This window comes from Pseudomonas inefficax, from assembly GCF_900277125.1.
GTDB classification, from domain to species: domain Bacteria; phylum Pseudomonadota; class Gammaproteobacteria; order Pseudomonadales; family Pseudomonadaceae; genus Aquipseudomonas; species Aquipseudomonas inefficax.
Genome location: NZ_OPYN01000063.1, coordinates 15,200 through 37,085, shown reverse-complemented (window position 1 = coordinate 37,085; position 21,886 = coordinate 15,200). Strand labels below are relative to the sequence as shown.

The window sequence follows — 21,886 nt, the reverse complement described above, 5'->3', positions numbered from 1 at the left end:
CTAGCGGGATTTCTCGAAAGGTTTCACAAATGTGATTCTAGGCTCTTTCACCGGACCTTCGACACGGTAGTGCACGCTGGCGAAGCGCGACACACGGTCCCCGATCAGCCGGTCGACCAGGAACAGCGCCCCGCCCACGGCCGGCGCCCCGACAATCAGGGCCGCCAGCGGCAGGTTGTTGGTCACCGGCAGGCTTACCTGCAGGTTGGCATCGACCCGGTCGCTTACCAGGTCCAGGGTACCGTCCAGCTCGAAGTTGCTCGACGGGCCAGTCACGGCGATTGGCTCGCGGGTCACGTACACTCCGTTACTGGCCACCAGCAAGCCTTTGACCCGGTCGTAGGCCAGGCCTTTGTCGAACAGGTCGGAAAAGTCCAGGCGCAAGCGTCGGCCGATGGAGTTGAAGTTCAGCAGGCCGAACACCCGTAGCGCCTGGGCACTGCCTTCGACCTCGACGAACTGGCCGGTGCGCAGCGCTGCATCCATGCTGCCGGAGAAACGCTTTAGGCTCACCGAGGCCGGCGAACCCGGCCAGCGGCCATCCACATCCAGACGGAAGTCGCGGCTGGTAGCGGTAGGGGCAAAGCCCCAGGCCTTGAGCACGTCCGCCAGGTTCTTGCCGTCCAGGCGCCCTTTGTACCAGCTGCTGGTGCGGCCCGGTTCACCTTCCCAGCCGCCGCCACCATCAATACGCAGGCCTTTGAAGTCGAGGTCGATGTCGCTGGCGGTCACGCCACGCGCGGTCGGCCGCAGCTTGAGCGATGCACTGCCGTAAAGGTCGTCACCGCGATAGAGCTTGTCGATGCTCAAGTCCAGCGCCGGCACCTTGCGCGGGTCGAACGAAGCCAGCGGGTCCGGGCCCTCCTCGGCCTGCTTTTCCGCGGCGCTGGCGGCGGGCAGGCGCAAGGTCTGCATGCGCACCACCATTGGCGCGCCCTTGGCATCCGGCACCCGGGCGTTGCCGATGACTTCCTTGCTGTCGAGGCGCAAGTCCCAGGCGGGGCCACCACGGGCCAGGCGCACCACAGCCTGGTTCAGGTCCAGGCCAAAAGCTTTCAGCTGGCCGATGCTCAGGTCTACGCCTTGCAGGTTCTGCCGCGCGCTACCGCCTGGGTCGCCGCCGGCCAGGCGCGCTGCCTGTTCCTGCCAGGGCGCCAGGTCCAGCGTCTCGAGGTGCCCACGCACTCGCAGGCCCTGGCCGGCAGGTACCTGGGCGTCACCGGTGCCCAGCAGCAACTCGCCCCGACCCTGGCCCAGCTTGTCGGCCGGTGCAGCGTAGGCAAAGCGGGCAAGGTCGGTGTAGGCGACATCGAAGCGCCGCTCCGGCCCCTGCAGGGTCATGCTGAAACGGGTGTCACGGGTATCACTCGCTGCCTTGCCGAAGGGCGCCGGCAAGTCGATGGCCAGGCCCTTGAGGCTGGAATCGACACGCAGGCGGTTGTCCCGGCTACCCAGGCTGACCTGCAACTGGTACGGCAAGTCGCCGGAAGCCGGCAAGGCCTGCTTGAACTGCAGCCAGTCGGTCAGAGCCTTGAGTGACACCTGGCCGCTGGCGTTGACGCGGGTCTGCATCTGCCCCGGCTGGCCTTCGGCGGTGATTTGCGCCGTAACCGGCTTGCCGAACGCTTGCAGGCTGATTCCCTTGCCGCTCAGGCCCTTGTCCAGATCGAAACTGAAGTCACCCTTCAGGCGGCTCAACTCCAAGCTCGGCGGCGCCACCTTCAGGCGCGCATCGTCGGTGGCGAAGTCCACCTGCACTTTCGGCCGCTGCCCGCGGGCCAACGGAATGTCGAGCTTGACCTTACCCTTGAGCGGCCCCTCGCCCTCCCACCCGGCGAAGATCTCGCCAGTGCCGATTGGCGCTTCCTTGAGGATCTTCAGGCCATCGCCCAGGCTGCCGTCGAAGTCGCCATCGAGGTACAGGTGGCTTTGCTGGCCCTCGTCGACATGCGGGATATCGACGCTCACATCGCTGACCTTGGTGTCGAGCAGTACGCCACGCTGGGCCTTGATGCGCACGCCGCTGTCCTCGATGAACACATCGCCATCCACGTGCTGCACCTGCGGCCAGCCCGGCTGGAAGTCCAGGGCGGCATCACGCACCTTGAAGAACAGGCTGATGCTGCGGGCTTCCGGCGCAACGCCATGGTTCAGCGAGCCTTGGTACTGGAAGTAGCCTTCGTCCACCGTGCCTTTGACGATCGCACTGCGCAGCCATTCGTCGAGGGCGGGGCTTAGCACCTCGGGCAGGTACTTGGCGGTATAACGGCCGTCGCCTTCGGTCAGGCCGACGCGCAGGTCCATGTAGTCCTCGCGGCCCTCTTCGAACAGCAGGCGAATGAGGAAGTCACCGGCGATCTTGCCTTCCTCGCCCAGTACCTTGAGGTATGGCGCGACCAAGGTAAAACCTTCCTTGTCCAAGGCCCAGGTCAGGCGCGCATTGGCCTTCTGGTAGTGCCAGGGTTTGGCGAAGATCGGGTACAGATGCAGCATGAACGCATCGGTATCGAGGCGCAGTTCGCCATGGCCAAGGTCACCGCTGATGCTGCCGCTGACGTTACCGGCTGCCGGAGCATTGTGATAGGCATCGAAACCGACCTTCTCCAGGTTGGCTTCGAACTGCAGGCGCTGGTCACCCTCGGCCTTGGGCCGGGCTTCCAGGCGCACATTGCGCAGCGCGCCGGTCACGTTCAGGCCATTGACCACGGCCATGACCTTGTCCGGCAGCGGCGCCAGGGCATCGATCAGCGGTGTCAACGGTGTGAGGTCCAGGCGGTCGGCCTGCACTTGCCAGCTTTCCGCAGCGGCATCCTCGCCGGGGCGCTGCTGCAATTGCAGATGCGACTCCCAACGGGTCTTGCCGATATCCATGGCCAGGGAATCGACCACCACATCGAAGCCTTGCTCCTGGCGCTGGAACCAGGCGCCCAGGGCCAGGTTGTTCAGCTTGGCCGCCTTGCGCCCGGCATAGGCACCGTGCAGCTCCGGTGCATTGAGGCGTACAACGGCCTGCTGCAACTGCCCCTTGCTCCAGTCGACCCAGAACTCGCCTCCCGCCCGCAGGGCGTCGGCATGCCACTGGCCCAGCAGGCGTGGCGGTAGCCAACGCGCCCAGTCACTCTGTGGCAGGCTCAGGTAGGCTTCGACCTGGCCGTCGCGCCAGGCGTTGGCCGACGCACGACTGCGCAGGTTCAGCGAAAGGGGTTGGCCATCGGGCAGGGTCGCGCGCAGGTCCAGGGCATGGCGCGAAGCTCCGGCCTGCAGGCCGACGCTCACATAGGTCAGGGTCAACGGGTCACGCTGCCAGGGGTGCAGGGTGACCTGGCTGTCGAACACATCGATGCGGCCCAACTGGCGCAGGCGCTGCAACAACTCGGCAGGGTCGAGCGGCGCATCGTCCTTCTTCGGCAGGCCTTCGAGGCTCCAGGCGCCCTGCTCGTTCTCGCGCAGGATCAGTTGCAAGCCGCCCAACTGAATACGCGCCAGGCGTACTTCGCGGGCGGTGAGGCTGGCCCAGACATCTGGAACCACCTTGACGTCGTCCAGGCGCAGGGCCGTGGCCCCCTCGCCCAGTTGCAGGTCGCGCACCCGCAGCACCGGTGCCAGGCCGCTCCAGCGGCCTTCCAGGGCACCAACGTGCACGGGCAGGCCCAAAGCCTGCTCGGCCTTGCTCTCCACATCGGCGCGATACTCGGCCACCAACGGCACCAGTTCGCGGCCGAGGCTGACATACAGCGCCACCAGTACCGCCAGCAGGGCGCAAGCGCCCAACCCCCAGCGGGTCAAGGCGACAAGAACGCGGGTCAGACGTCCCATGGCCATGGCCCTCCAGGTCGTTTATCCATGATGGCCCGTCGTCCCGGTTTTTCCAGCCCGGGCCACCCGCGGCGCATTTCAGAAGGCCTCAGAGCAGCACCACATCGTATTGTTCCTGCGAATACATCGACTCCACCTGGAAACGAATGGTTCGGCCGATGAAAGCCTCCAGTTCCGCAACGTTACCGGACTCTTCATCCAGCAGCCGGTCGACCACCTTCTGGTTGGCCAGCACGCGGTAGCCTTCGGCCTGATAGGCACGAGCCTCGCGCAGAATTTCGCGGAAGATTTCGTAACAGATGGTCTCGGGGGTTTTCAGCTTGCCACGCCCCTGACAGGCCAGGCAGGGTTCGCACAGCACCTGTTCCAGGCTTTCCCGTGTGCGCTTGCGGGTCATCTGCACCAGGCCCAGCTCGGTGATGCCGATGATGTTGGTCTTGGCGTGATCGCGCTCGAGCTGCTTTTCCAGGGTGCGCAGCACCTGGCGCTGGTGCTCTTCGTCTTCCATGTCGATGAAGTCGATGATGATGATGCCGCCAATGTTGCGCAGGCGCAGTTGCCGGGCGATGGCGGTGGCAGCCTCGAGGTTGGTCTTGAAGATGGTCTCTTCAAGGTTGCGATGGCCGACGAACGCGCCGGTGTTCACATCGATGGTGGTCATCGCTTCAGCCGGATCCACCACCAGGTAGCCACCGGACTTGAGCGGTACCTTGCGCTCCAGCGCGCGCTGGATCTCGTCCTCGACGCCGTAAAGGTCGAAGATCGGCCGTTCGCCCGGATAGTGTTCGAGGCGGTCGGCGATTTCCGGCATCAGCTCACCAACGAACTGCGTGGTCTTCTGGAAGGTTTCACGCGAGTCGATACGGATCTTCTCGATCTTCGGGTTGACCAGGTCGCGCAGGGTGCGCAGGGCCAGGCCCAGGTCCTCGTAGATGACCGTGGGCGCGCCGCAGGTCTTGATCTGGGTGCCGATCTGCTCCCACAGGCGGCGCAGGTAGCGAATGTCCTGCAGGATCTCTTCAGCGCGTGCGCCTTCGGCGGCGGTACGCAGGATGAAGCCACCGGCGTCCTTGATGTTCTCGCTTTCCATGCAGTCGCTGACCACCTGCTTGAGGCGCTCGCGTTCGGCTTCGTCTTCGATCTTCAGGGAAATGCCGACATGACTGCTGCGCGGCATGTACACCAGGTAGCGCGACGGGATCGACAGCTGGGTGGTCAGGCGCGCGCCCTTGGTGCCGATCGGGTCCTTGGTCACCTGCACCACCAGGGCCTGTCCCTCATGCACCAGCGCGGTGATGTTCTCTACCGCCGAGCCTTCGCGCTGGGATATTTCCGAGGCATGGATGAACGCCGCGCGCTCCAGGCCGATGTCGACGAAGGCCGCCTGCATGCCCGGCAGCACGCGTACCACCTTGCCTTTGTAGATATTGCCGACGATGCCCCGGCGCTGGGTGCGCTCGACGTGCACTTCCTGCAGCACCCCGTTTTCCACCACCGCCACGCGCGACTCCATCGGGGTGATGTTGATCAGGATCTCTTCACTCATGGCAGGCTCTCGTCAAAGGTATTCGGTAATGATGGATCGCGGTCGGGTAGCTGGCTAGCGCGGTGCTGATACCTCGTGTTGCTGCCAGCATGGAATGGAAAACGCCTCCAGCAAGCGGGCGGTTTCGAACAGTGGAAGGCCGACAACGGTTGAATAACTGCCAATCAGCTCCCTGACGAAAACCGCACCCAAGCCCTGGATTGCATAGCCTCCAGCCTTGTCCAGCGGTTCGCCGGTAGCCCAGTAGCGCTCAGCCTCCTGTGGGCTGATAGCGCGAAAGTACACATGGGTGCCGACGCACACGTCGAGACAGCGCGTGCCATCGGTCACCGCCACTGCAGTGATCACTTGATGATGGTCATCGGACAGTTGGGCGAGCATGGCCAGGGCATGTTCCCGATCACGGGGTTTGCCGAGAATCTGGCAGCTTGCCGATACCACGGTATCCGCAGCCAATACCACGCCAGGGCCACGCAACTGGGCAAAGCCTGCCTCGGCCTTGGCACGTGCCAGACGCACGGCGTAGGCCGAAACACCTTCATCGGGCAGCGGGGTTTCATCGATGGGGGCACTGATGACGCTGAACGGCACACCGATCTGGGTCAGCAGTTCACGTCGACGGGGCGAGCCGGAAGCCAGGTATAGCGGGTTCATGCAGACATCTCCCTGTCAGTCGCGGCGGCGCCGTCAGTTGATATGCAAGCGTCGACGCAGGTCGCGCAGGGCGAAACTGATCCACGGCCAGAGCAAGGCACTGATCACCGCCGACCAGACCAGCGCCAGGGTGGGCAGGCGGTTGCCGGTGAGCGCGCTGAGCCACAACTGGATCAGCTGGGCGATGCCGAAGATTACCAGGATCACCAGGCTCTGCTGCCACATGGGGAACATGCGCAGGCGCTGTTGCAGGGACAACACCAGGAAGGTGATGAGAGTCAGGATCAACGCGTTCTGCCCCAGCAGGGTGCCATACAGCACATCCTCGGCCAGGCCCAGCACGAACGCTGTAGTCATGCCGACCTTGTTCGGAACGGCGAGGGTCCAGAACGACACCAGCAAGGCCAGCCACATGGGCCGGAACACTTCCATGAACTGCGGCATGGGCGAGACGCTGAGCAGCAGGCCGATGGCGAAAGTCAGCCAGATGACCCAGCCGTTGTTGCGGCGTGATGCAGCCATCATTGCCTCCGGGTTTGGGCGGGTGCGGCAGGCGCTGCAGCCGGCGTGGCAGGTGCGGCTACCGGAACTGCAGGCTGCGCAGCCGGGGTTGCCGGGGCCGCTGGTGTGGCAGGCGCGCTACCGGCAGGCGCACCCTGCTCGTCTGTCGTGGCCGGCTGGCCTGGGGCCGAAGTGCCCTTGCGGTCAGCTTCTTCCTGGGCCATGCCGGCCTCGGTGGCGCGCTGCTCCGGGGTACGCCGGTCACTGAACACCAGCAGCATGTAGCGGCTACGGTTGAGCGCGGCGGTGGGGATGGCACGAACAATGGCGAACGGCTGGCCGGAATCGTGGATGACCTCGTTGACCGTGGCCACCGGGTAGCCGGCCGGGAACCGTTGCCCCATACCGGAACTGACCAGCAGGTCGCCTTCCTTGATGTCGGCGGTATCGGCCACATGGCGCAGCTCCAGTCGCTCCGGGTTGCCGGTGCCGCTGGCGATGGCGCGCAGGCCGTTGCGGTTGACCTGCACCGGGATGCTATGGGTGGTGTCGGTCAGCAACAGTACCCGCGAGGTGTACGGCATCAGCTCGACCACCTGGCCCATCAGGCCACGGGCATCGAGCACCGGCTGGCCAAGGAACACGCCATCACGCTCGCCCTTGTTGATCAGGATGCGGTGGGTGAACGGGTTGGGGTCGACACCGATCAGCTCGGCCACTTCGACCTTTTCGTTGACCAGCGCCGAGGAGTTGAGCAACTCGCGCAGGCGCACGTTCTGCTCGGTCAGGGCCGCCAGCTTCTGCAGGCGCCCCTGCAGCAGCAGGGCTTCGGTCTTGAGCTTCTCGTTTTCGGCGATCAGTTCCGTGCGGCTGCCGAACTGGCCGGCCACACCTTGCCACGCACGCTGCGGCAGGTCGGTGATCCAGTAGGACTCCATGAGTACCAGGCCCATCTGGCTGCGCACTGGCTTGAGCACGTCGAAGCGCGCGTCGACAACCATCAACGCGACCGACATCACCACCAGGACGAGCAGGCGAACGCCCAGCGAAGGGCCCTTGGAGAAAAGCGGTTTAATGGGCCGTTCCTCGTGAACGACTCAGGAGGTCATTGGACATGGGACAACGCACCAGCCTGGTTGCGGGTTGACGGATAAGGCGCCCGGAACGGGCGCCAGCCCAGCACATACAGGTAGCACTGTGTGTGCTACCTGTAAACCGGGCGCTCGTGAACAGCGAGCGGAATCACTCGCTGGAGAGCAGGTCCATCGCGTGCTTGTCCATCATCTCCAGGGCGCGACCACCGCCACGGGCGACGCAGGTCAGCGGGTCTTCGGCGACGATCACCGGCAGGCCGGTTTCCTGGGCCAGCAACTTGTCCAGGTCACGCAGCAGCGCGCCACCACCGGTCAGCACCAGGCCACGCTCGGCGATGTCCGAGGCCAGCTCGGGCGGCGATTGCTCCAGGGCACTCTTGACCGCCTGGACGATGGTCGCCAGGGACTCCTGCAGCGCTTCGAGCACTTCGTTGGAGTTCAGGGTGAAGGCACGCGGTACGCCCTCGGCCAGGTTGCGGCCGCGCACGTCGACTTCGCGTACTTCGCCGCCCGGGTAGGCGGTACCGATTTCCTGCTTGATGCGCTCGGCGGTGGACTCGCCGATCAGGCTGCCGTAGTTGCGGCGCACGTAGGTGACGATGGCTTCGTCGAAGCGGTCGCCGCCAACGCGGACGGATTCGGCATAGACCACGCCGTTCAGGGAGATGAGCGCGATTTCAGTGGTACCACCACCGATATCGACAACCATCGAACCGCGGGCTTCCTCGACCGGCAGGCCGGCACCGATAGCGGCGGCCATCGGCTCTTCGATCAGGAACACTTCACGGGCACCGGCACCCAGGGCCGATTCGCGAATGGCGCGGCGCTCTACCTGGGTCGACTTGCACGGCACGCAGATCAGCACGCGCGGGCTCGGCTGCAGGAAGCTGTTCTCGTGAACCTTGTTGATAAAATATTGCAACATTTTTTCGCAGACGCTGAAGTCGGCGATGACGCCGTCCTTCATCGGACGAATGGCAGCAATGTTGCCAGGCGTACGGCCCAGCATGCGCTTGGCTTCGGTACCGACGGCGACGACGCTTTTCTGGTTGCCATGGGTACGGATGGCAACAACCGAGGGCTCATTCAGGACGATACCGCGCTCACGCACGTAAATAAGGGTGTTGGCAGTACCCAGGTCGATGGACAGATCGCTGGAAAACATGCCACGCAGTTTCTTGAACATGGGAAAGTGACCCTGGGGAAAGCGTGGGTAAAAAAGTGCGGCAAACTCTAACAATGGCAGGGATTTTGGGCAAGGAGCCAATATGTTAAATTGGCTGTTTTTCCGAGCAAGCCAGCAGAATTTCGCGGCCGTTAGACCGCCAGAAAGCTGACATGTTCCTCACTGCGGACCCAAATTCCGGTCTTTGTTTCCCCTGGAGATCCCCATGGCGCTTGAACGCTGCGACGTGGAAAAGATCGCCCATCTGGCCCGTCTGGGCCTGAATGATGGCGAACTGCCACGCATTACTGACGCACTGAACAGCATTCTCGGGCTGGTCGACCAGATGCAAGCGGTCGACACTACCGGCATCGAGCCACTGGCCCACCCCCTGGAGGCCAGCCAGCGTCTGCGTCCCGACCAGGTCACCGAGAGCAACCAGCGCGATACCTACCAGGCTATCGCGCCGTCGACCGAAAGCGGTCTGTACCTGGTTCCCAAAGTCATCGAGTAAGGGATAGAGCCTGCCATGCATCAATTGACCCTGGCCGAGATCGCCCGCGGACTCGCCGACAAGTCGTTTTCCTCCGAAGAGCTGACCGGCGCCCTGCTGGCGCGCATCAAGCAGCTCGACCCGCAGATCAACAGCTTCATCAGCGTCACCGAAGACCTGGCCCTGGGCCAGGCGCGTGCCGCCGACGCCCGTCGCGCCGCTGGCGAAACCGGCGCGCTGCTGGGTGCCCCGATCGCCCACAAGGACCTGTTCTGCACCAACGGCGTACGCACCAGCTGCGGCTCGAAGATGCTCGACAACTTCAAGGCGCCGTATGACGCCACCGTGGTTGCCAAGCTGGCCGAAGCCGGCATGGTCACCCTGGGCAAGACCAACATGGACGAATTCGCCATGGGTTCGGCCAACGAATCCAGCCACTACGGCGCGGTGAAGAACCCGTGGAACCTCGAACATGTTCCGGGCGGCTCGTCGGGTGGTTCGGCCGCGGCAGTGGCTGCGCGCCTGCTGCCAGCCACCACCGGCACCGACACCGGCGGTTCGATCCGCCAACCGGCGGCACTGACCAACCTTACCGGCCTCAAGCCAACCTATGGCCGCGTGTCGCGCTGGGGCATGATCGCCTATGCCTCCAGCCTCGATCAGGGTGGCCCGCTGGCCCGTACTGCCGAGGACTGCGCCCTGCTACTGCAAGGCATGGCCGGTTTCGACGCCAAGGACTCCACCAGCATCGAAGAGCCGGTGCCGGACTACAGCGCCAACCTGAATGCTTCGCTGCAGGGCCTGCGCATCGGCCTGCCGAAGGAGTACTTTGGTGCCGGCCTCGACCCACGCATCGCCGACCTGGTCCAGGCCAGCGTCAAAGAGCTGGAAAAGCTCGGTGCGGTGGTCAAGGAAATCAGCCTGCCGAACATGCAGCACGCCATCCCGGCCTACTACGTGATCGCCCCCGCTGAAGCCTCGTCCAACCTGTCGCGCTTCGACGGCGTGCGTTTCGGCTACCGCTGCGAAAACCCGAAAGACCTCACCGACCTGTACAAGCGTTCGCGTGGCGAAGGCTTCGGTGTCGAAGTGCAGCGCCGCATCATGGTCGGCACCTACGCCCTGTCGGCCGGCTACTACGACGCCTACTACGTCAAGGCGCAGCAGATCCGCCGCCTGATCAAGAACGACTTCATGACCGCCTTCAACGACGTCGACCTGATCCTCGGCCCGACCACGCCAAACCCGGCCTGGAAGCTCGGCGCCAAAAGCAGCGACCCGGTCGCCGCCTACCTCGAAGACGTCTACACCATCACCGCCAACCTGGCGGGCCTGCCGGGCCTGTCGATGCCGGCCGGCTTCGTCGATGGCCTGCCGGTCGGCGTGCAGCTGCTGGCGCCATACTTCCAGGAAGGCCGCCTGCTCAACGTCGCGCACCGCTACCAGCAAGTGACCGACTGGCACACCCGCGCCCCCAACGGCTTCTGAGGAATTCACACATGCAATGGGAAGTTGTGATCGGGCTGGAAATCCACACTCAGCTCGCCACCCAGTCGAAGATCTTCTCCGGCAGCGCCACCACCTTCGGTTCCGAGCCGAACACCCAGGCCAGCCTGGTTGACCTGGGCATGCCCGGCGTACTGCCGGTACTGAACCAGGAAGCCGTGCGCATGGCGTGCATGTTCGGCCTGGCCATCGATGCCGAGATCGGCAAGCGCAACGTGTTCGCGCGCAAGAACTACTTCTATCCGGACCTGCCCAAGGGCTACCAGATCAGCCAGATGGACCTGCCGATCGTCGGCAAGGGCCACCTGGACATCGCCCTGGAAGACGGCACCATCAAGCGCATCGGGGTAACCCGCGCGCACCTGGAAGAAGACGCCGGCAAGAGCCTGCACGAAGACTTCAGCGGCTCCACCGGCATCGACCTGAACCGCGCCGGCACCCCGCTGCTGGAAATCGTCTCCGAGCCTGACATGCGCAGCGCCAAGGAAGCCGTGGCCTACGTCAAGGCGATCCACGCGCTGGTGCGTTACCTGGGCATCTGCGACGGCAACATGGCCGAAGGCTCGCTGCGTTGCGACTGCAACGTGTCGATCCGCCCGAAAGGCCAGGCCGAGTTCGGTACCCGCTGCGAGATCAAGAACGTCAACTCGTTCCGCTTCATCGAGCGCGCGATCAACAGCGAGATCCAGCGTCAGATCGACCTGATCGAGGACGGCGGCAAGGTGGTACAGGAAACCCGCCTGTACGACCCGAACAAGGATGAGACCCGCTCCATGCGCAGCAAGGAGGAAGCCAACGACTACCGTTACTTCCCAGACCCGGACCTGCTGCCGGTGGTGATCGAGGACAGCTTCCTCGAAACCGTCCGCGCCGGCTTGCCGGAGCTGCCAACGCAGAAGGTCGAGCGCTTCCAGAACCAGTACGGCCTGTCGGCCTACGATGCCAACGTGCTGGCTTCCAGCCGCGAACAGGCAGACTACTTCGAGGAAGTGGTGAAGATCGGTGGCGATGCCAAGCTGGCTGCCAACTGGGTCATGGTCGAACTGGGCAGCCTGCTGAACAAGCTGGGCATCGAGATCGATCAGGCGCCAGTCACCGCCGCACAGCTGGGCGGCATGCTGCTGCGTATCCGCGACAACACCATCAGCGGCAAGATCGCCAAGACCGTGTTCGAGGCCATGGCCGCAGGTGAAGGCGATGCCGACAGCATCATCGAAAGCAAGGGCCTGAAGCAGGTTACCGATACCGGTGCGATCGACAAGATGCTCGACGAAGTGCTGGCGGCCAACGCCGAACAGGTCGAACAGTACCGCGCAGCCGACGAGGCCAAGCGCGGCAAGATGTTCGGCTTCTTCGTCGGCCAGGCGATGAAAGCCTCCAAAGGCAAGGCCAACCCGGGGCAAGTGAACCAATTGCTCAAGGCCAAGCTCGAAGGGTGATTGTTTTATCCCTGTAGTCCTGCGAGGGCTTCGCCCTCGTTCGCGGCTGAAGCCGCTCCCACAGGTACAGCGCTGCTCTCGAAGCGGTGATGTACCTGTGGGAGCGGCTTTAGCCGCGAATGGGCCATATCGGAGCATCTGAGTTGCTAAAGCGATCCCTGAGCACCCTCGCCCTCTTCTCCCTGCTGGCCGGCTGCGCCAGCCAGGACATCGACGTCGACCCCAACGGCTACGACAAGACCGGCACTGCTTCCTATTACGGCGCTCGCCACCACGGCAAACGCACCGCCAGCGGCGAGCCGTTCAACCAGCATGGCCTCACCGCCGCACACCGCAGCCTGCCTTTCGGCACGCGGGTACGAGTGACCAACCTGGCCAACCAGCGTAGCGTCGTGGTGCGCATCAACGACCGTGGCCCCCATACCCGCGGCCGCCTGATCGATCTTTCACGTGCCGCCGCAGAAAAAATCGGCATGATCCGTAGCGGAACCGCGCGCGTGCGAGTACAAGGGCTTAGCGACTGACGCGACAGGAGTCCGACCATTTTCGACCTGGCTACCCTTCCCACCTTCAGCCTCCTGCAACTGGGCATCGCGCTGCTGTTGCTGATCGGCGGTGCCGAACTGCTGGTGCGCGCAGCCCTGCGCCTGGCCCAGCGCCTGCATGTACGCCCGCTGATCATCGGCCTGAGCCTGGTGGCCTTCGGCAGTACTGCCCCGCAATTGACCGTGAGCCTGCAGGCTGCCTACCAGGGCGCGCCAGATGTGGCGGTGGGCAGCGTGATCGGCAGCAACATCTTCAACGTACTGGTCATTCTCGGCCTGGCCGCGCTGATAATCCCGCTGCGCGTGTCGCGGCAACTGGTGCGCCTGGACATTCCCCTGATGATCGTCGCCAGCGGCCTGGTCTACGCGTTGTCCGCCAACGGCCACCTGGGCCGGCTCGAAGGGGGGCTGCTGCTGATCGGCCTGGTCGGCTACCTGGCAATGCTTTGGCACCAGTCGCGCCACTACGCCCGCACCTACCCCGCACCGGCCACCGTCACCAGCAGCACCGGGCGCTTCTGGTCGGGCACGCTGCTGCAGGTGCTGGCCGGCCTGGGTCTGCTGAGCCTGGCAGGCCATTTGTTGCTGGAGGCCGCCGTGGAGGTGGCCACCGACCTGGGGCTGTCCGAGCGCATCATCGGGCTGACCGTCGTTGCCATCTGCACTTCTCTGCCGGAACTGGCCGCTGCGCTGATCGCCGCCCTGCGCGGCGAACGGGAAATCGCCGTGGGCACAGTGATCGGCAGCAACCTGTTCAACCTGCTGGCCGTACTGGGCCTGACCGCACTGGTCACTCCCGAGCCGCTGTCGATCTCGCCCAATGCCTTGGCCTTCGACCTGCCGGTAATGCTGGGTGTTGCTGTGCTGAGCCTGCCGGTGTTCTATTCCGGTTACCGCATCACCCGCGCCGAAGGCCTGGTGTTCCTCTGCCTGTACCTGGCCTATGGGCTGCATGTAGCCGCGTTCACCATGGGCATGCCACTGGCCGGCCGCCTGGAGCGATTGATGCTGTTCTATGTACTGCCGGTGCTCGCCATGGTGTTGCTGTACACCACCGCACGAGCCTGGCGCCGCCAACACTAAGGAAAACAACATGGCTGATAGCAAGAAAACCGGCGAACAGATTCGGCGCCAGGTGATGGGCGATGCGTTCGTCGACCGCGCCTTGGGCAATGCCACCGACTTTACCCAGCCGCTGCAGGACTTTGTCAACGAACATGCCTGGGGCAGCGTGTGGGCCCGCGACGGGTTGCCGTTGAAAACCCGCAGCCTGATTACCCTGGCGACACTGACAGCGCTCAAGTGCCCGCAGGAGCTGAAGGGGCATGTGCGCGGGGCGTTGAACAATGGCTGTACGGTGGAGGAGATTCGCGAAGCGTTACTGCATTGCGCAGTGTATGCGGGGGTGCCGGCGGCGATCGATGCGTTCAGGGCAGCCCAGGAAGTGATCGACAGTTATCAATAGGTAGCCTGTACCGGCCTCTTCGCGGGCACGCCCGCTCCCACAGGGACGCTACAGGCTCTGAGACCTGCGCAGTTCCTGTGGGAGCGGGCGTGCCCGCGAAGAGGCCGGTACCGTTTTACCTACCTGGCCTGGCGAGCCTTCTTCATCTTGAAGGCGACCCACAGCAGCAGGATCCACCCAGGGATCAGCATCACCGAGATGCGAATCGGCGGGGTCAGGTACATCACCACCAGGATCAGCACGATGAACGCCAGGCAAAGGTAGTTGGTGACCGGGTGCCCCCAGCTCTTGTAGAAGGGGGTAATCCCGGCCGCCAGCTTGGCCTTGCGGAACTTCAGGTGGGTAATGCTGATGCTCGCCCAGTTGATCACCAGCGCCGACACCGCCAGGGCCATCAGCAAACCAAAGGCCTCGCCCGGCATCAGGTAGTTGATCACCACGCACAGCCCGGTAGCGAACGCCGACACACCCAGCGCGGTCAGCGGTACGCCGCTACGGCTTACCTTCAGCAACTGACGCGGTGCGTCGCCTTGGCTGGCCAGGCCGAAAAGCATGCGGCTGTTGGCGTACACGCAGCTGTTGTACACCGATAGCGCAGCCGTCAGCACCACGATATTGAGGATGGTCGCCACCAGGTCACTGTCCAGCTCGTGGAAGATCATCACGAACGGGCTGCCACCCTGCACCACCTTCTGCCATGGGTACAACGACAGCAGCACCGCCAGGGCACCGATGTAGAAGATGAGGATGCGGTACACCACCTGGTTGGTGGCCTTGGGGATGCTCTGACGCGGGTTGTCAGCCTCGGCGGCGGTGATGCCCACGAGTTCCAGGCCGCCAAACGAGAACATGATCACTGCCAGCGCCATCACCAGGCCGGTGACGCCGTTGGGGAAGAAGCCGCCGTACTGCCAGAGGTTGGCCACGCTGGCATCCGGGCCGCCATGGCCGCTGGTCAGCAGCCAGGCGCCGAAACCGATCATGCTGACGATCGCCACTACCTTGACCAGGGCGAACCAGAACTCCATCTCGCCGTAGACCTTCACCTGGGTCAGGTTGATCAGGTTGATCACCACGAAGAAGATCGCCGCCGTCGCCCAGGTGGGGAAACCTGGCCACCAGTACTGAACGTAGATACCCACCGCTGTCAGCTCGGCCATGCCGACCAGTACGTACACCACCCAGTAGTTCCAGCCCGAAACGAAGCCGGCGAACTCGCTCCAGTACTGGTGGGCGAAGTGGCTGAAGCTGCCGGCCACCGGCTCTTCAACCACCATTTCACCGAGCTGGCGCATGATCAGGAAGGCCATGAGGCCGGCAATGGCGTAGCCCAGCAGGACGGAAGGGCCGGCCAGCTGAATGGTCTGGGCGATGCCCAGGAACAACCCGGTACCGATGGCCCCGCCCAACGCGATCAGCTGGATATGGCGATTCTTCAGCCCGCGCTGTAACCGCTCGGGCGTGCTCTGGTCTTGCATGAAGTGTCCTTTAGCTCAGTGAGGCTGTGTTTTTGTGTTGTTTGCAGTCAAGGATCTAGATCCATCCGCCCCACTGCAAGATGAAAATACCGATGTTGGTGGTGATCGCCGCCATCAGCGTGGTAATCACGATGATCGACGCCGCCAGCTCATGGTTGCCGTTGGCCGCCCGTGCCATGACGTAGCTGGCCGCTGCGGTCGGGCTGCCGATGTACAGGAACAGGATGCCCAGCTCGGCCCCGCGGAAGCCGCACAGCCAGGCACCGAGGGTGCCGAACAGCGGTAGCCAGACCATCTTTACCAGGCTGGCGTCGATGGCCAGCCTGCCACTGTCGCGCAGCGCCGCCAGCGACAGCGTGCCACCAATGCAGATCAGCGCCAGCGGCAGGGTCATCTGCGCCAGGTAGTCGCCCGAGGTCAGTAGCCAGTTGGGCAGCGGTACCTGGCCGTAGGCCATGGGCGTGGCCACCAGCACACTGATGATCAGCGGGTTGCTGAAAATGCTTTTGCAGATGCTCCACGGGTCGGACTTCAGGTCCGGGCTGTACACCGCCAGCACCACTGCCGACAGCGAGTTGTACATGAGGATGACCAGGCCGGCGAGCACCGCCCCCAGGGAGATGCCGTAGTCGCCGTAGAGACTGGCGGCCAAAGCCAGGCCGATCACGCCGTTGTTGCCGCGGAATGCGCCCTGGGTATAGATGCCCCGGTCGGCCAGCGGGCTGCGCCAGATGGCCAGGCCCCAGGCAATGGCGAAGCCGGCCAGGGTGGCGAAAATGAAATAGAGAAGGACGCCGGGCTTGACCGCCGTGGCCAGGTCGGCGTGGTAGATGCCGAGGAACAGCAGCGCCGGCATGCACACGTTGAACACCAGCTGTGAGGCGACGCGGTTGAAATTGTCGTCGATCAGGCGAATACGTTTGAGCAGCACGCCCATGAACAGCATGGCGAAGACCGGTGCCGTGATGTTCAGTGTCTGGATAAGAAGGGCGAGCATGCGCAAGCGATCCTGGAGGGGTTGCCGTTAGGCGGCTAATGATACGCCAACGGCCGGGAGTTGCGGGGATCGAGGGGTGATAAAGAGAAGTTTCTGTCAGTTGCGGCCCTTTCGCGGGTAAACCCGCTCCCACAAGTACTGCACAGGTCTGGAGGCTTGTGAAATACCTGTGGGAGCGGGTTTACCCGCGAAGAGGCCGGTACTGAATCAGCGCCGAACCGGGCGCTTCTGCAGTTTGCGCTGCAAGGTCCGCCGGTGCATGCCCAGCGCCCGCGCGGTGGCCGAGATATTGCCTTCGTGTTCGTTCAGCACCCGCTGGATGTGCTCCCACTGCAGGCGGTCGACCGACATCGGGTTTTCCGGCACCAGGGTGTCCAGGTCGGTGTGCTCCGACAGCAGCGCCGCCAGCACATCATCGGCATCGGCCGGCTTGCACAGGTAGTTGCACGCGCCGCGCTTGACCGCTTCCACCGCGGTGGCAATGCTCGAGTAACCGGTCAGGATCACCACGCGCATTTCCGGGTCCAGCTCCAGCAGCTTGGGCAGCAGCACCAGCCCGGAGTCGCCATCCATCTTGAGGTCCAGCGTGGCGTAGTCCGGCAGGTCCTGCTGGGCCAGGATCAACCCTTCTTCGGCAGAGCTGGCAGTGCTCACGCGGAAACCGCGGCGGCTCATGGCACGGGCCATGACCCGGGTGAAGGTGGCATCGTCATCCACCAGCAGCAGGTGCGGCAGCTCTTCGCCTTCGACCTGGTTTTCTTCGCTCATCATTCATCTCCTCGCTTGCCATAGGGCAGGCGCAGTTCGGTCAGGGTGCCACCCTGTTCATGACTATAGAGTTTCACCGAACCGCCCGCACGGGTCACGCTGGCCTTGCTCAAGAACAGGCCCAGGCCGAAGCCTTTGCCTTTGGTGGTAATGAAGGGTTTGCCGATGGCTTCGGCGATGGCCGGCGGCACGCCGGGGCCATGGTCGCGGATGCTGATGACGATGTCATGGGCGTCCCAGTCCAGGCGCACTTCAAGGTCATCGGGACAGGCATCGGCGGCATTGTTCAACAGGTTCAACAGCGCCTGGGTCAGGTCCGGCGGCGGGATCAGGCGCGGCACCTGGCCGTCGCGCAGGCGCTGGAAGCGGTAGCTGGCTTCCGGGCGCATCAGGTGCCAGCGGTTGAGCGCTTCGTCCAGCCAGGCCGTCACGTCCTGCTCCACCACGGCCAGGCGGCGGTTGGCTTCGGCGGCGCGTACCAGCTGTTGCAGGGTTTCCTTGCACAGCTTCACCTGGTCCTGAAGGATCTGCAGGTCCTCCTGCAGCAGCGGGTCGGCGTGGTCCTGGCGCATTTCGTTCAGCAGCACGCTCATGGTCGCCAACGGCGTGCCCAGCTCATGGGCGGCACCGGCAGCCTGGGTGGCCACGGCCAGCAGTTGCTCGTCGCGCAGGCTTTCTTCACGCCGCTCGGAACGCAGCTGCTCCTGGCGGCGCAACTCTTCGGCCATGCGCGCGGCAAAGAAGGTGATCACCGCGGCGGCCAGGGCAATGCTCAACCACATGCCATAGACCTGCATCTTGTCCCGCGCCATCGGCAGGCCTTCGAGCGGGTAGAACTGCACCAGCAGCAGGCTGTAGGCGGTCAGGGCAATGCCGGACAGGATCAGCGAATACAGCCACGGCAAGGTGACTGCGGCAATCGCCAGCGGCACCAGGTAATACGACACGAACGGGTTGGTCGAGCCGCCGGAGTAATACAGCAAGGCACTGTGGATCAGCAGGTCGCAGGCCAGTTGCAGGGCATACTCCAGCTCGGTGACCGGCAACGACAGGCGCAGGCGCAGCGCCGTGAAGGCGCACAGCAGCGAAGACAAGGCCAAGGTGCCGGCCAGCGACAGCCAGGGCAAGGGCAGCAGCTCGGTCCAGTAGGCGACCCCCACGGAGCCGGCCTGGGCAGCCAGGACCAGGACCCGAATGACGGTCAGGCGCCAGAGGTTCTGGCGAGTAGCAGACAGCGGTTGTACGGCGGCGAGCATGAGCTCTCCTGATGAGTGCTCCAGAAAAATCGGCTGGAGTATACCGAAGCCGGGCGCCTCGCTGCAGCGATGCGGCAAAGCGCCACACTTTGTCACAGGTTGATGATGGCACTTTTGAACCCACTACACTGTTGCCGGTCTGATGGGCCATGCGTGGAATGGATGACCACAACCCACGCCTTATATTGCCAAGGAGTACCACATGCAAATCCCACGTCGCGGCACCGCCCTGATCCTGTCCTGCGGCCTGCTCGCCAGCCTGCCGGCACTGGCTGCCGATGAGCCGCGCTACAACCAGGTCTCGCTGCGTGCCGAAGTCAGCAAGGAAGTGGCGCGCGACCTGATGGTCGTTACCCTATACAGCGAAGCGCAGAACACCGACCCGGGCAAGCTCGCCAAGCAGATCACCGAAACCATGAACAAGGCCGTACAGCAGTCGCGCCAGGTCAAGGACGTGAAGATCAGCCAGGGCAGCCGCAACAGCTACCCGGTATATGACAGCAAGGGCCAGAAGATCACCGGCTGGCGCGAGCGTGCCGAGTTGCGCCTGGAAAGCGCCAACTTCCCGGCCCTCTCGCAGCTGACCGCCGACCTGCTGCAAGAGCTGAAGATGGGTGGCATGGACTTCTCCATCGCCCCGGCTACGCGCAAGGCTAGCGAGGATGCACTGCTCAAGGATGCGGTGGATGCCTTCAAGGCGCGCGCGCAATTGGCTACCGAGGCGCTGGGTGGCAAGGGTTACAAAGTGGTCAGTCTGAACCTGAACAGCAGCGGTTACCCACGCCCGTACCTGCGCAGTGCGCCGATGGCGATGAAGGCCATGGGGGCTGATGAGTCGGCACCGGCGCCGGATATCGAGGCCGGGACCAGTGAGGTGAGCATGAATGCCGATGGCCTGATCGAAGTGCAGATGCCTTAAAGGAACCACGAAACACCTGTGAGAGCGGGCGTGCCCGCTCTCTTGGAACTGCACATAACTTATTGAATTAGCAGGGACCCTGTGGGAGCGGCTTTAGCCGCGAACACCGGCGCAGCCGGTGCCATGCACCGCGTTGGATTCTTCGCGGCTAAAGCCGCTCCCACAGGATACGCGGATCGCTTGCGAATCCAGCTGTCTGTCAAATTAGGATTTTCGGAAGTTTCCTACGCACTAAAAAGGTGCTTCCTACAAGCTTCCCCGCCCAGCAACATCCCGCAAAAAGCCATCATTTTGCCTGCGCAAACGTTCAACTTCGTTGAAAGTTATAGCAATGCGACATTCATGTACGCGCGTACCACTTTTCTGACGCCAATCATCCTTCCCCGTATTGCATTGGGAACAGCCCCTGCATAAGTATCCGCAGGTCGGCTCACGAGGCCACCTCAATCGAAAAATGACAACAATGAGGCCACCATGCTCAAACACGCAGTCATTCCGTTCCTGCTAGGCGCAGGCTTGCTCTCCGCCGCACCGTCGGCCCTCGCCGCGTCCAACCTGGTGTTCTGCTCCGAAGGCAGCCCGGCCGGCTTCGACCCGGGGCAATACACCACAGGAACTGACTTTGACGCCTCGGCCGAGACCGTGTTCAACCGTCTGACCCAGTTCGAACGTGGCGGCACTGCAGTCATCCCCGGCCTGGCGACCAAGTGGGAAGTCTCCGACGACGGAAAGACCTACACCTTCCACCTGCGCGAAGGGGTCAAGTTCCACACCACCGACTACTTCAAGCCCACCCGCCCCTTCAACGCCGACGACGTGCTGTTCACCTTCAACCGCATGCTCGACAAGAACCACCCGTTCCGCCAGGCCTACCCTACCGAGTTCCCGTACTTCACCGACATGGGCATGGACAAGAACATCGCCAAGCTGGAAAAGCTCGACGAACACACGGTCAAGTTCACCCTCAATGAAGTCGACGCCGCGTTCATCCAGAACCTGGCCATGAGCTTCGCCTCGATCCAGTCCGCCGAATACGCCGACCAGCTGCTCAAGGAAGGCAAGGCCGCCGACATCAACCAGAAGCCGATCGGCACTGGCCCGTTCGTGTTCAGCAAGTACCAAAAGGACGCGCAGATCCGCTTCAAGGGCAACAAGGACTACTGGCAACCCGATGACGTCAAGATCGACAACCTGATCTTCGCCATCACCACCGACGCCTCGGTGCGCATGCAGAAGCTGAAGAAGAACGAGTGCCAGGTCACCCTGTTCCCGCGCCCGGCCGACATCCAGCCGCTGAAGCAGGACCCCAAGCTGCAGATGCCGCAGCAAGCCGGCTTCAACCTCGGCTACATCGCCTACAACGTGATGGACAAGGTCAAGGGCAGCAACGAGGCCAACCCGCTGGCCCAGCTGAAAGTCCGCGAGGCGCTGGACATGGCCGTGGACAAGAAAAAGATCATCGAGTCGGTCTATCAGGGCGCCGGCCAGCTGGCGGTCAACGCCATGCCACCAACCCAGTGGTCCTATGACGACAGCATCAAGGACGCCTCGTTCGACCCTGAAAAAGCCAAGCAGCTGCTCAAGGAGGCCGGCGTCAAGGAAGGTACTGAAATCACCCTGTGGGCGATGCCGGTGCAACGCCCGTACAACCCCAACGCCAAGCTGATGGCCGAAATGCTGCAGTCCGACTGGGCCAAGGTCGGCATCAAGGCGAAGATCGTCAGCTATGAATGGGGCGAGTACATCAAGCGCTCCAAAGGCGGCGAACAGGGGGCCATGCTGATCGGCTGGAGCGGTGACAACGGTGACCCGGACAACTGGCTGGGCACCCTGTATGGCTGCGACGCCATGAACGGCAACAACTTCTCCAAGTGGTGCTACAAGCCCTACGACGACCTGATCAAGCAGGCCAAGGCCACCTCCGACCAGGCCAAGCGCACCGAGCTGTACCAGCAGGCACAGCACATCCTCAAGGAGCAGGTGCCGATCACCCCGATCGCCCACTCCACCGTGTATCAGCCCATGAGCGCCAAGGTGAAGGACTTCAAGATCAGTCCGTTCGGTCTGAACTCCTTCTACGGCGTCAGCGTGGACAAATAGGCTAGCCAAGGCACCCGCCGAGCGGCGGGTGCCCCGCCAACCTCGCACCCCTTCATGTCGTCCTGCTGCCATCCGCAGCGGGGTCGGCGACCTGTTGCCGCCATTCGTACCCCGAGGCGGCGCAAACAGACGTAAAAGGACTTT

At 63.6% G+C, this 21,886-nt stretch carries 18 protein-coding genes; 8 read left to right on the top strand and 10 right to left on the bottom strand.

The window, feature by feature from the left end:
* The 6 genes from JV551A3_RS06570 to mreB all read right to left on the bottom strand — a co-directional run bounded on the left by JV551A3_RS06570 (position 1) and on the right by mreB (position 8,797).
* A complete protein-coding gene (locus JV551A3_RS06570; RefSeq protein ID WP_133970403.1) occupies positions 1 to 3,822 on the bottom strand; it encodes a YhdP family protein in 3,822 nt (1,273 codons plus the stop codon).
* A gap of 82 nt (positions 3,823 to 3,904) precedes the next feature.
* Positions 3,905 to 5,362 (bottom strand): ribonuclease G, encoded by a 1,458-nt coding sequence (rng, locus tag JV551A3_RS06565; RefSeq protein ID WP_013971067.1) that lies wholly within the window; start codon positions 5,360 to 5,362, stop codon positions 3,905 to 3,907.
* 54 nt (positions 5,363 to 5,416) lie between these two features.
* Positions 5,417 to 6,016: a Maf family protein gene (locus tag JV551A3_RS06560; RefSeq protein ID WP_133970404.1), complete on the bottom strand. Its 600-nt coding sequence runs from the start codon at positions 6,014 to 6,016 to the stop codon at positions 5,417 to 5,419.
* Positions 6,017 to 6,049: 33 nt separating this feature from the next.
* Positions 6,050 to 6,538: a rod shape-determining protein MreD gene (gene mreD, locus JV551A3_RS06555; protein WP_015269051.1), complete on the bottom strand. Its 489-nt coding sequence runs from the start codon at positions 6,536 to 6,538 to the stop codon at positions 6,050 to 6,052.
* Entirely contained in the window at positions 6,538 to 7,533 is a 996-nt protein-coding gene (mreC, locus tag JV551A3_RS06550) for a rod shape-determining protein MreC (RefSeq protein WP_372239044.1), read from the bottom strand. Before mreC ends, mreD begins: the two co-directional genes overlap by 1 nt.
* A 226-nt stretch (positions 7,534 to 7,759) precedes the next feature.
* Positions 7,760 to 8,797 carry a rod shape-determining protein MreB gene (mreB, locus tag JV551A3_RS06545; RefSeq protein WP_003255163.1) on the bottom strand — a complete coding sequence of 346 codons (1,038 nt, stop codon included), beginning with the start codon at positions 8,795 to 8,797 and terminating at the stop codon, positions 7,760 to 7,762.
* Between the two features lie 205 nt (positions 8,798 to 9,002).
* On the opposite strand from mreB, the gene gatC reads away from it, so the two are divergent.
* From gatC to JV551A3_RS06515, 6 genes are all read left to right on the top strand, one after another.
* Positions 9,003 to 9,290, top strand: a complete 288-nt coding sequence (gene gatC, locus JV551A3_RS06540) for an Asp-tRNA(Asn)/Glu-tRNA(Gln) amidotransferase subunit GatC (protein WP_056795914.1) — start codon at positions 9,003 to 9,005, stop codon at positions 9,288 to 9,290.
* Between the two features lie 15 nt (positions 9,291 to 9,305).
* Positions 9,306 to 10,757 (top strand): Asp-tRNA(Asn)/Glu-tRNA(Gln) amidotransferase subunit GatA, encoded by a 1,452-nt coding sequence (gatA, locus tag JV551A3_RS06535; protein ID WP_133970406.1) that lies wholly within the window; start codon positions 9,306 to 9,308, stop codon positions 10,755 to 10,757.
* Between the two features lie 11 nt (positions 10,758 to 10,768).
* Complete coding sequence (gatB, locus tag JV551A3_RS06530; RefSeq protein ID WP_133970407.1) at positions 10,769 to 12,214, top strand: Asp-tRNA(Asn)/Glu-tRNA(Gln) amidotransferase subunit GatB; 1,446 nt, start codon at positions 10,769 to 10,771, stop codon at positions 12,212 to 12,214.
* A gap of 143 nt (positions 12,215 to 12,357) precedes the next feature.
* The gene (locus JV551A3_RS06525; protein ID WP_177421261.1) at positions 12,358 to 12,738 is read left to right on the top strand and encodes a septal ring lytic transglycosylase RlpA family protein; all 381 of its coding nucleotides are present in this window, start codon (positions 12,358 to 12,360) and stop codon (positions 12,736 to 12,738) included.
* Positions 12,739 to 12,798: 60 nt separating this feature from the next.
* Positions 12,799 to 13,842 (top strand): calcium/sodium antiporter, encoded by a 1,044-nt coding sequence (locus tag JV551A3_RS06520; RefSeq protein ID WP_133970409.1) that lies wholly within the window; start codon positions 12,799 to 12,801, stop codon positions 13,840 to 13,842.
* A 10-nt stretch (positions 13,843 to 13,852) separates the two neighbouring features.
* Positions 13,853 to 14,224 carry a carboxymuconolactone decarboxylase family protein gene (locus tag JV551A3_RS06515; protein WP_046615782.1) on the top strand — a complete coding sequence of 124 codons (372 nt, stop codon included), beginning with the start codon at positions 13,853 to 13,855 and terminating at the stop codon, positions 14,222 to 14,224.
* Between the two features lie 119 nt (positions 14,225 to 14,343).
* On the opposite strand, the gene JV551A3_RS06505 is transcribed toward JV551A3_RS06515, so the two are convergent.
* The 4 genes from JV551A3_RS06505 to JV551A3_RS06490 all read right to left on the bottom strand — a co-directional run bounded on the left by JV551A3_RS06505 (position 14,344) and on the right by JV551A3_RS06490 (position 18,723).
* Positions 14,344 to 15,702 carry an amino acid permease gene (locus tag JV551A3_RS06505; protein WP_133970410.1) on the bottom strand — a complete coding sequence of 453 codons (1,359 nt, stop codon included), beginning with the start codon at positions 15,700 to 15,702 and terminating at the stop codon, positions 14,344 to 14,346.
* A 55-nt stretch (positions 15,703 to 15,757) separates the two neighbouring features.
* Complete coding sequence (locus JV551A3_RS06500; RefSeq protein WP_133970411.1) at positions 15,758 to 16,699, bottom strand: AEC family transporter; 942 nt, start codon at positions 16,697 to 16,699, stop codon at positions 15,758 to 15,760.
* 207 nt (positions 16,700 to 16,906) lie between these two features.
* Positions 16,907 to 17,467 carry a response regulator transcription factor gene (locus JV551A3_RS06495; protein WP_025337806.1) on the bottom strand — a complete coding sequence of 187 codons (561 nt, stop codon included), beginning with the start codon at positions 17,465 to 17,467 and terminating at the stop codon, positions 16,907 to 16,909.
* Positions 17,467 to 18,723 (bottom strand): ATP-binding protein, encoded by a 1,257-nt coding sequence (locus JV551A3_RS06490; protein ID WP_133970412.1) that lies wholly within the window; start codon positions 18,721 to 18,723, stop codon positions 17,467 to 17,469. The genes JV551A3_RS06495 and JV551A3_RS06490 overlap by 1 nt, the downstream gene beginning before the upstream one ends.
* A gap of 202 nt (positions 18,724 to 18,925) precedes the next feature.
* Between JV551A3_RS06490 and JV551A3_RS06485 the strand changes: the two genes are divergently transcribed.
* Both JV551A3_RS06485 and JV551A3_RS06480 read left to right on the top strand, forming a co-directional pair.
* Positions 18,926 to 19,642 carry an SIMPL domain-containing protein gene (locus JV551A3_RS06485; protein ID WP_015269044.1) on the top strand — a complete coding sequence of 239 codons (717 nt, stop codon included), beginning with the start codon at positions 18,926 to 18,928 and terminating at the stop codon, positions 19,640 to 19,642.
* Between the two features lie 474 nt (positions 19,643 to 20,116).
* Positions 20,117 to 21,742, top strand: coding sequence for an ABC transporter substrate-binding protein (locus tag JV551A3_RS06480; RefSeq protein WP_133970413.1), 1,626 nt, complete (start codon positions 20,117 to 20,119; stop codon positions 21,740 to 21,742).
* Positions 21,743 to 21,886: the final 144 nt, after the last annotated feature.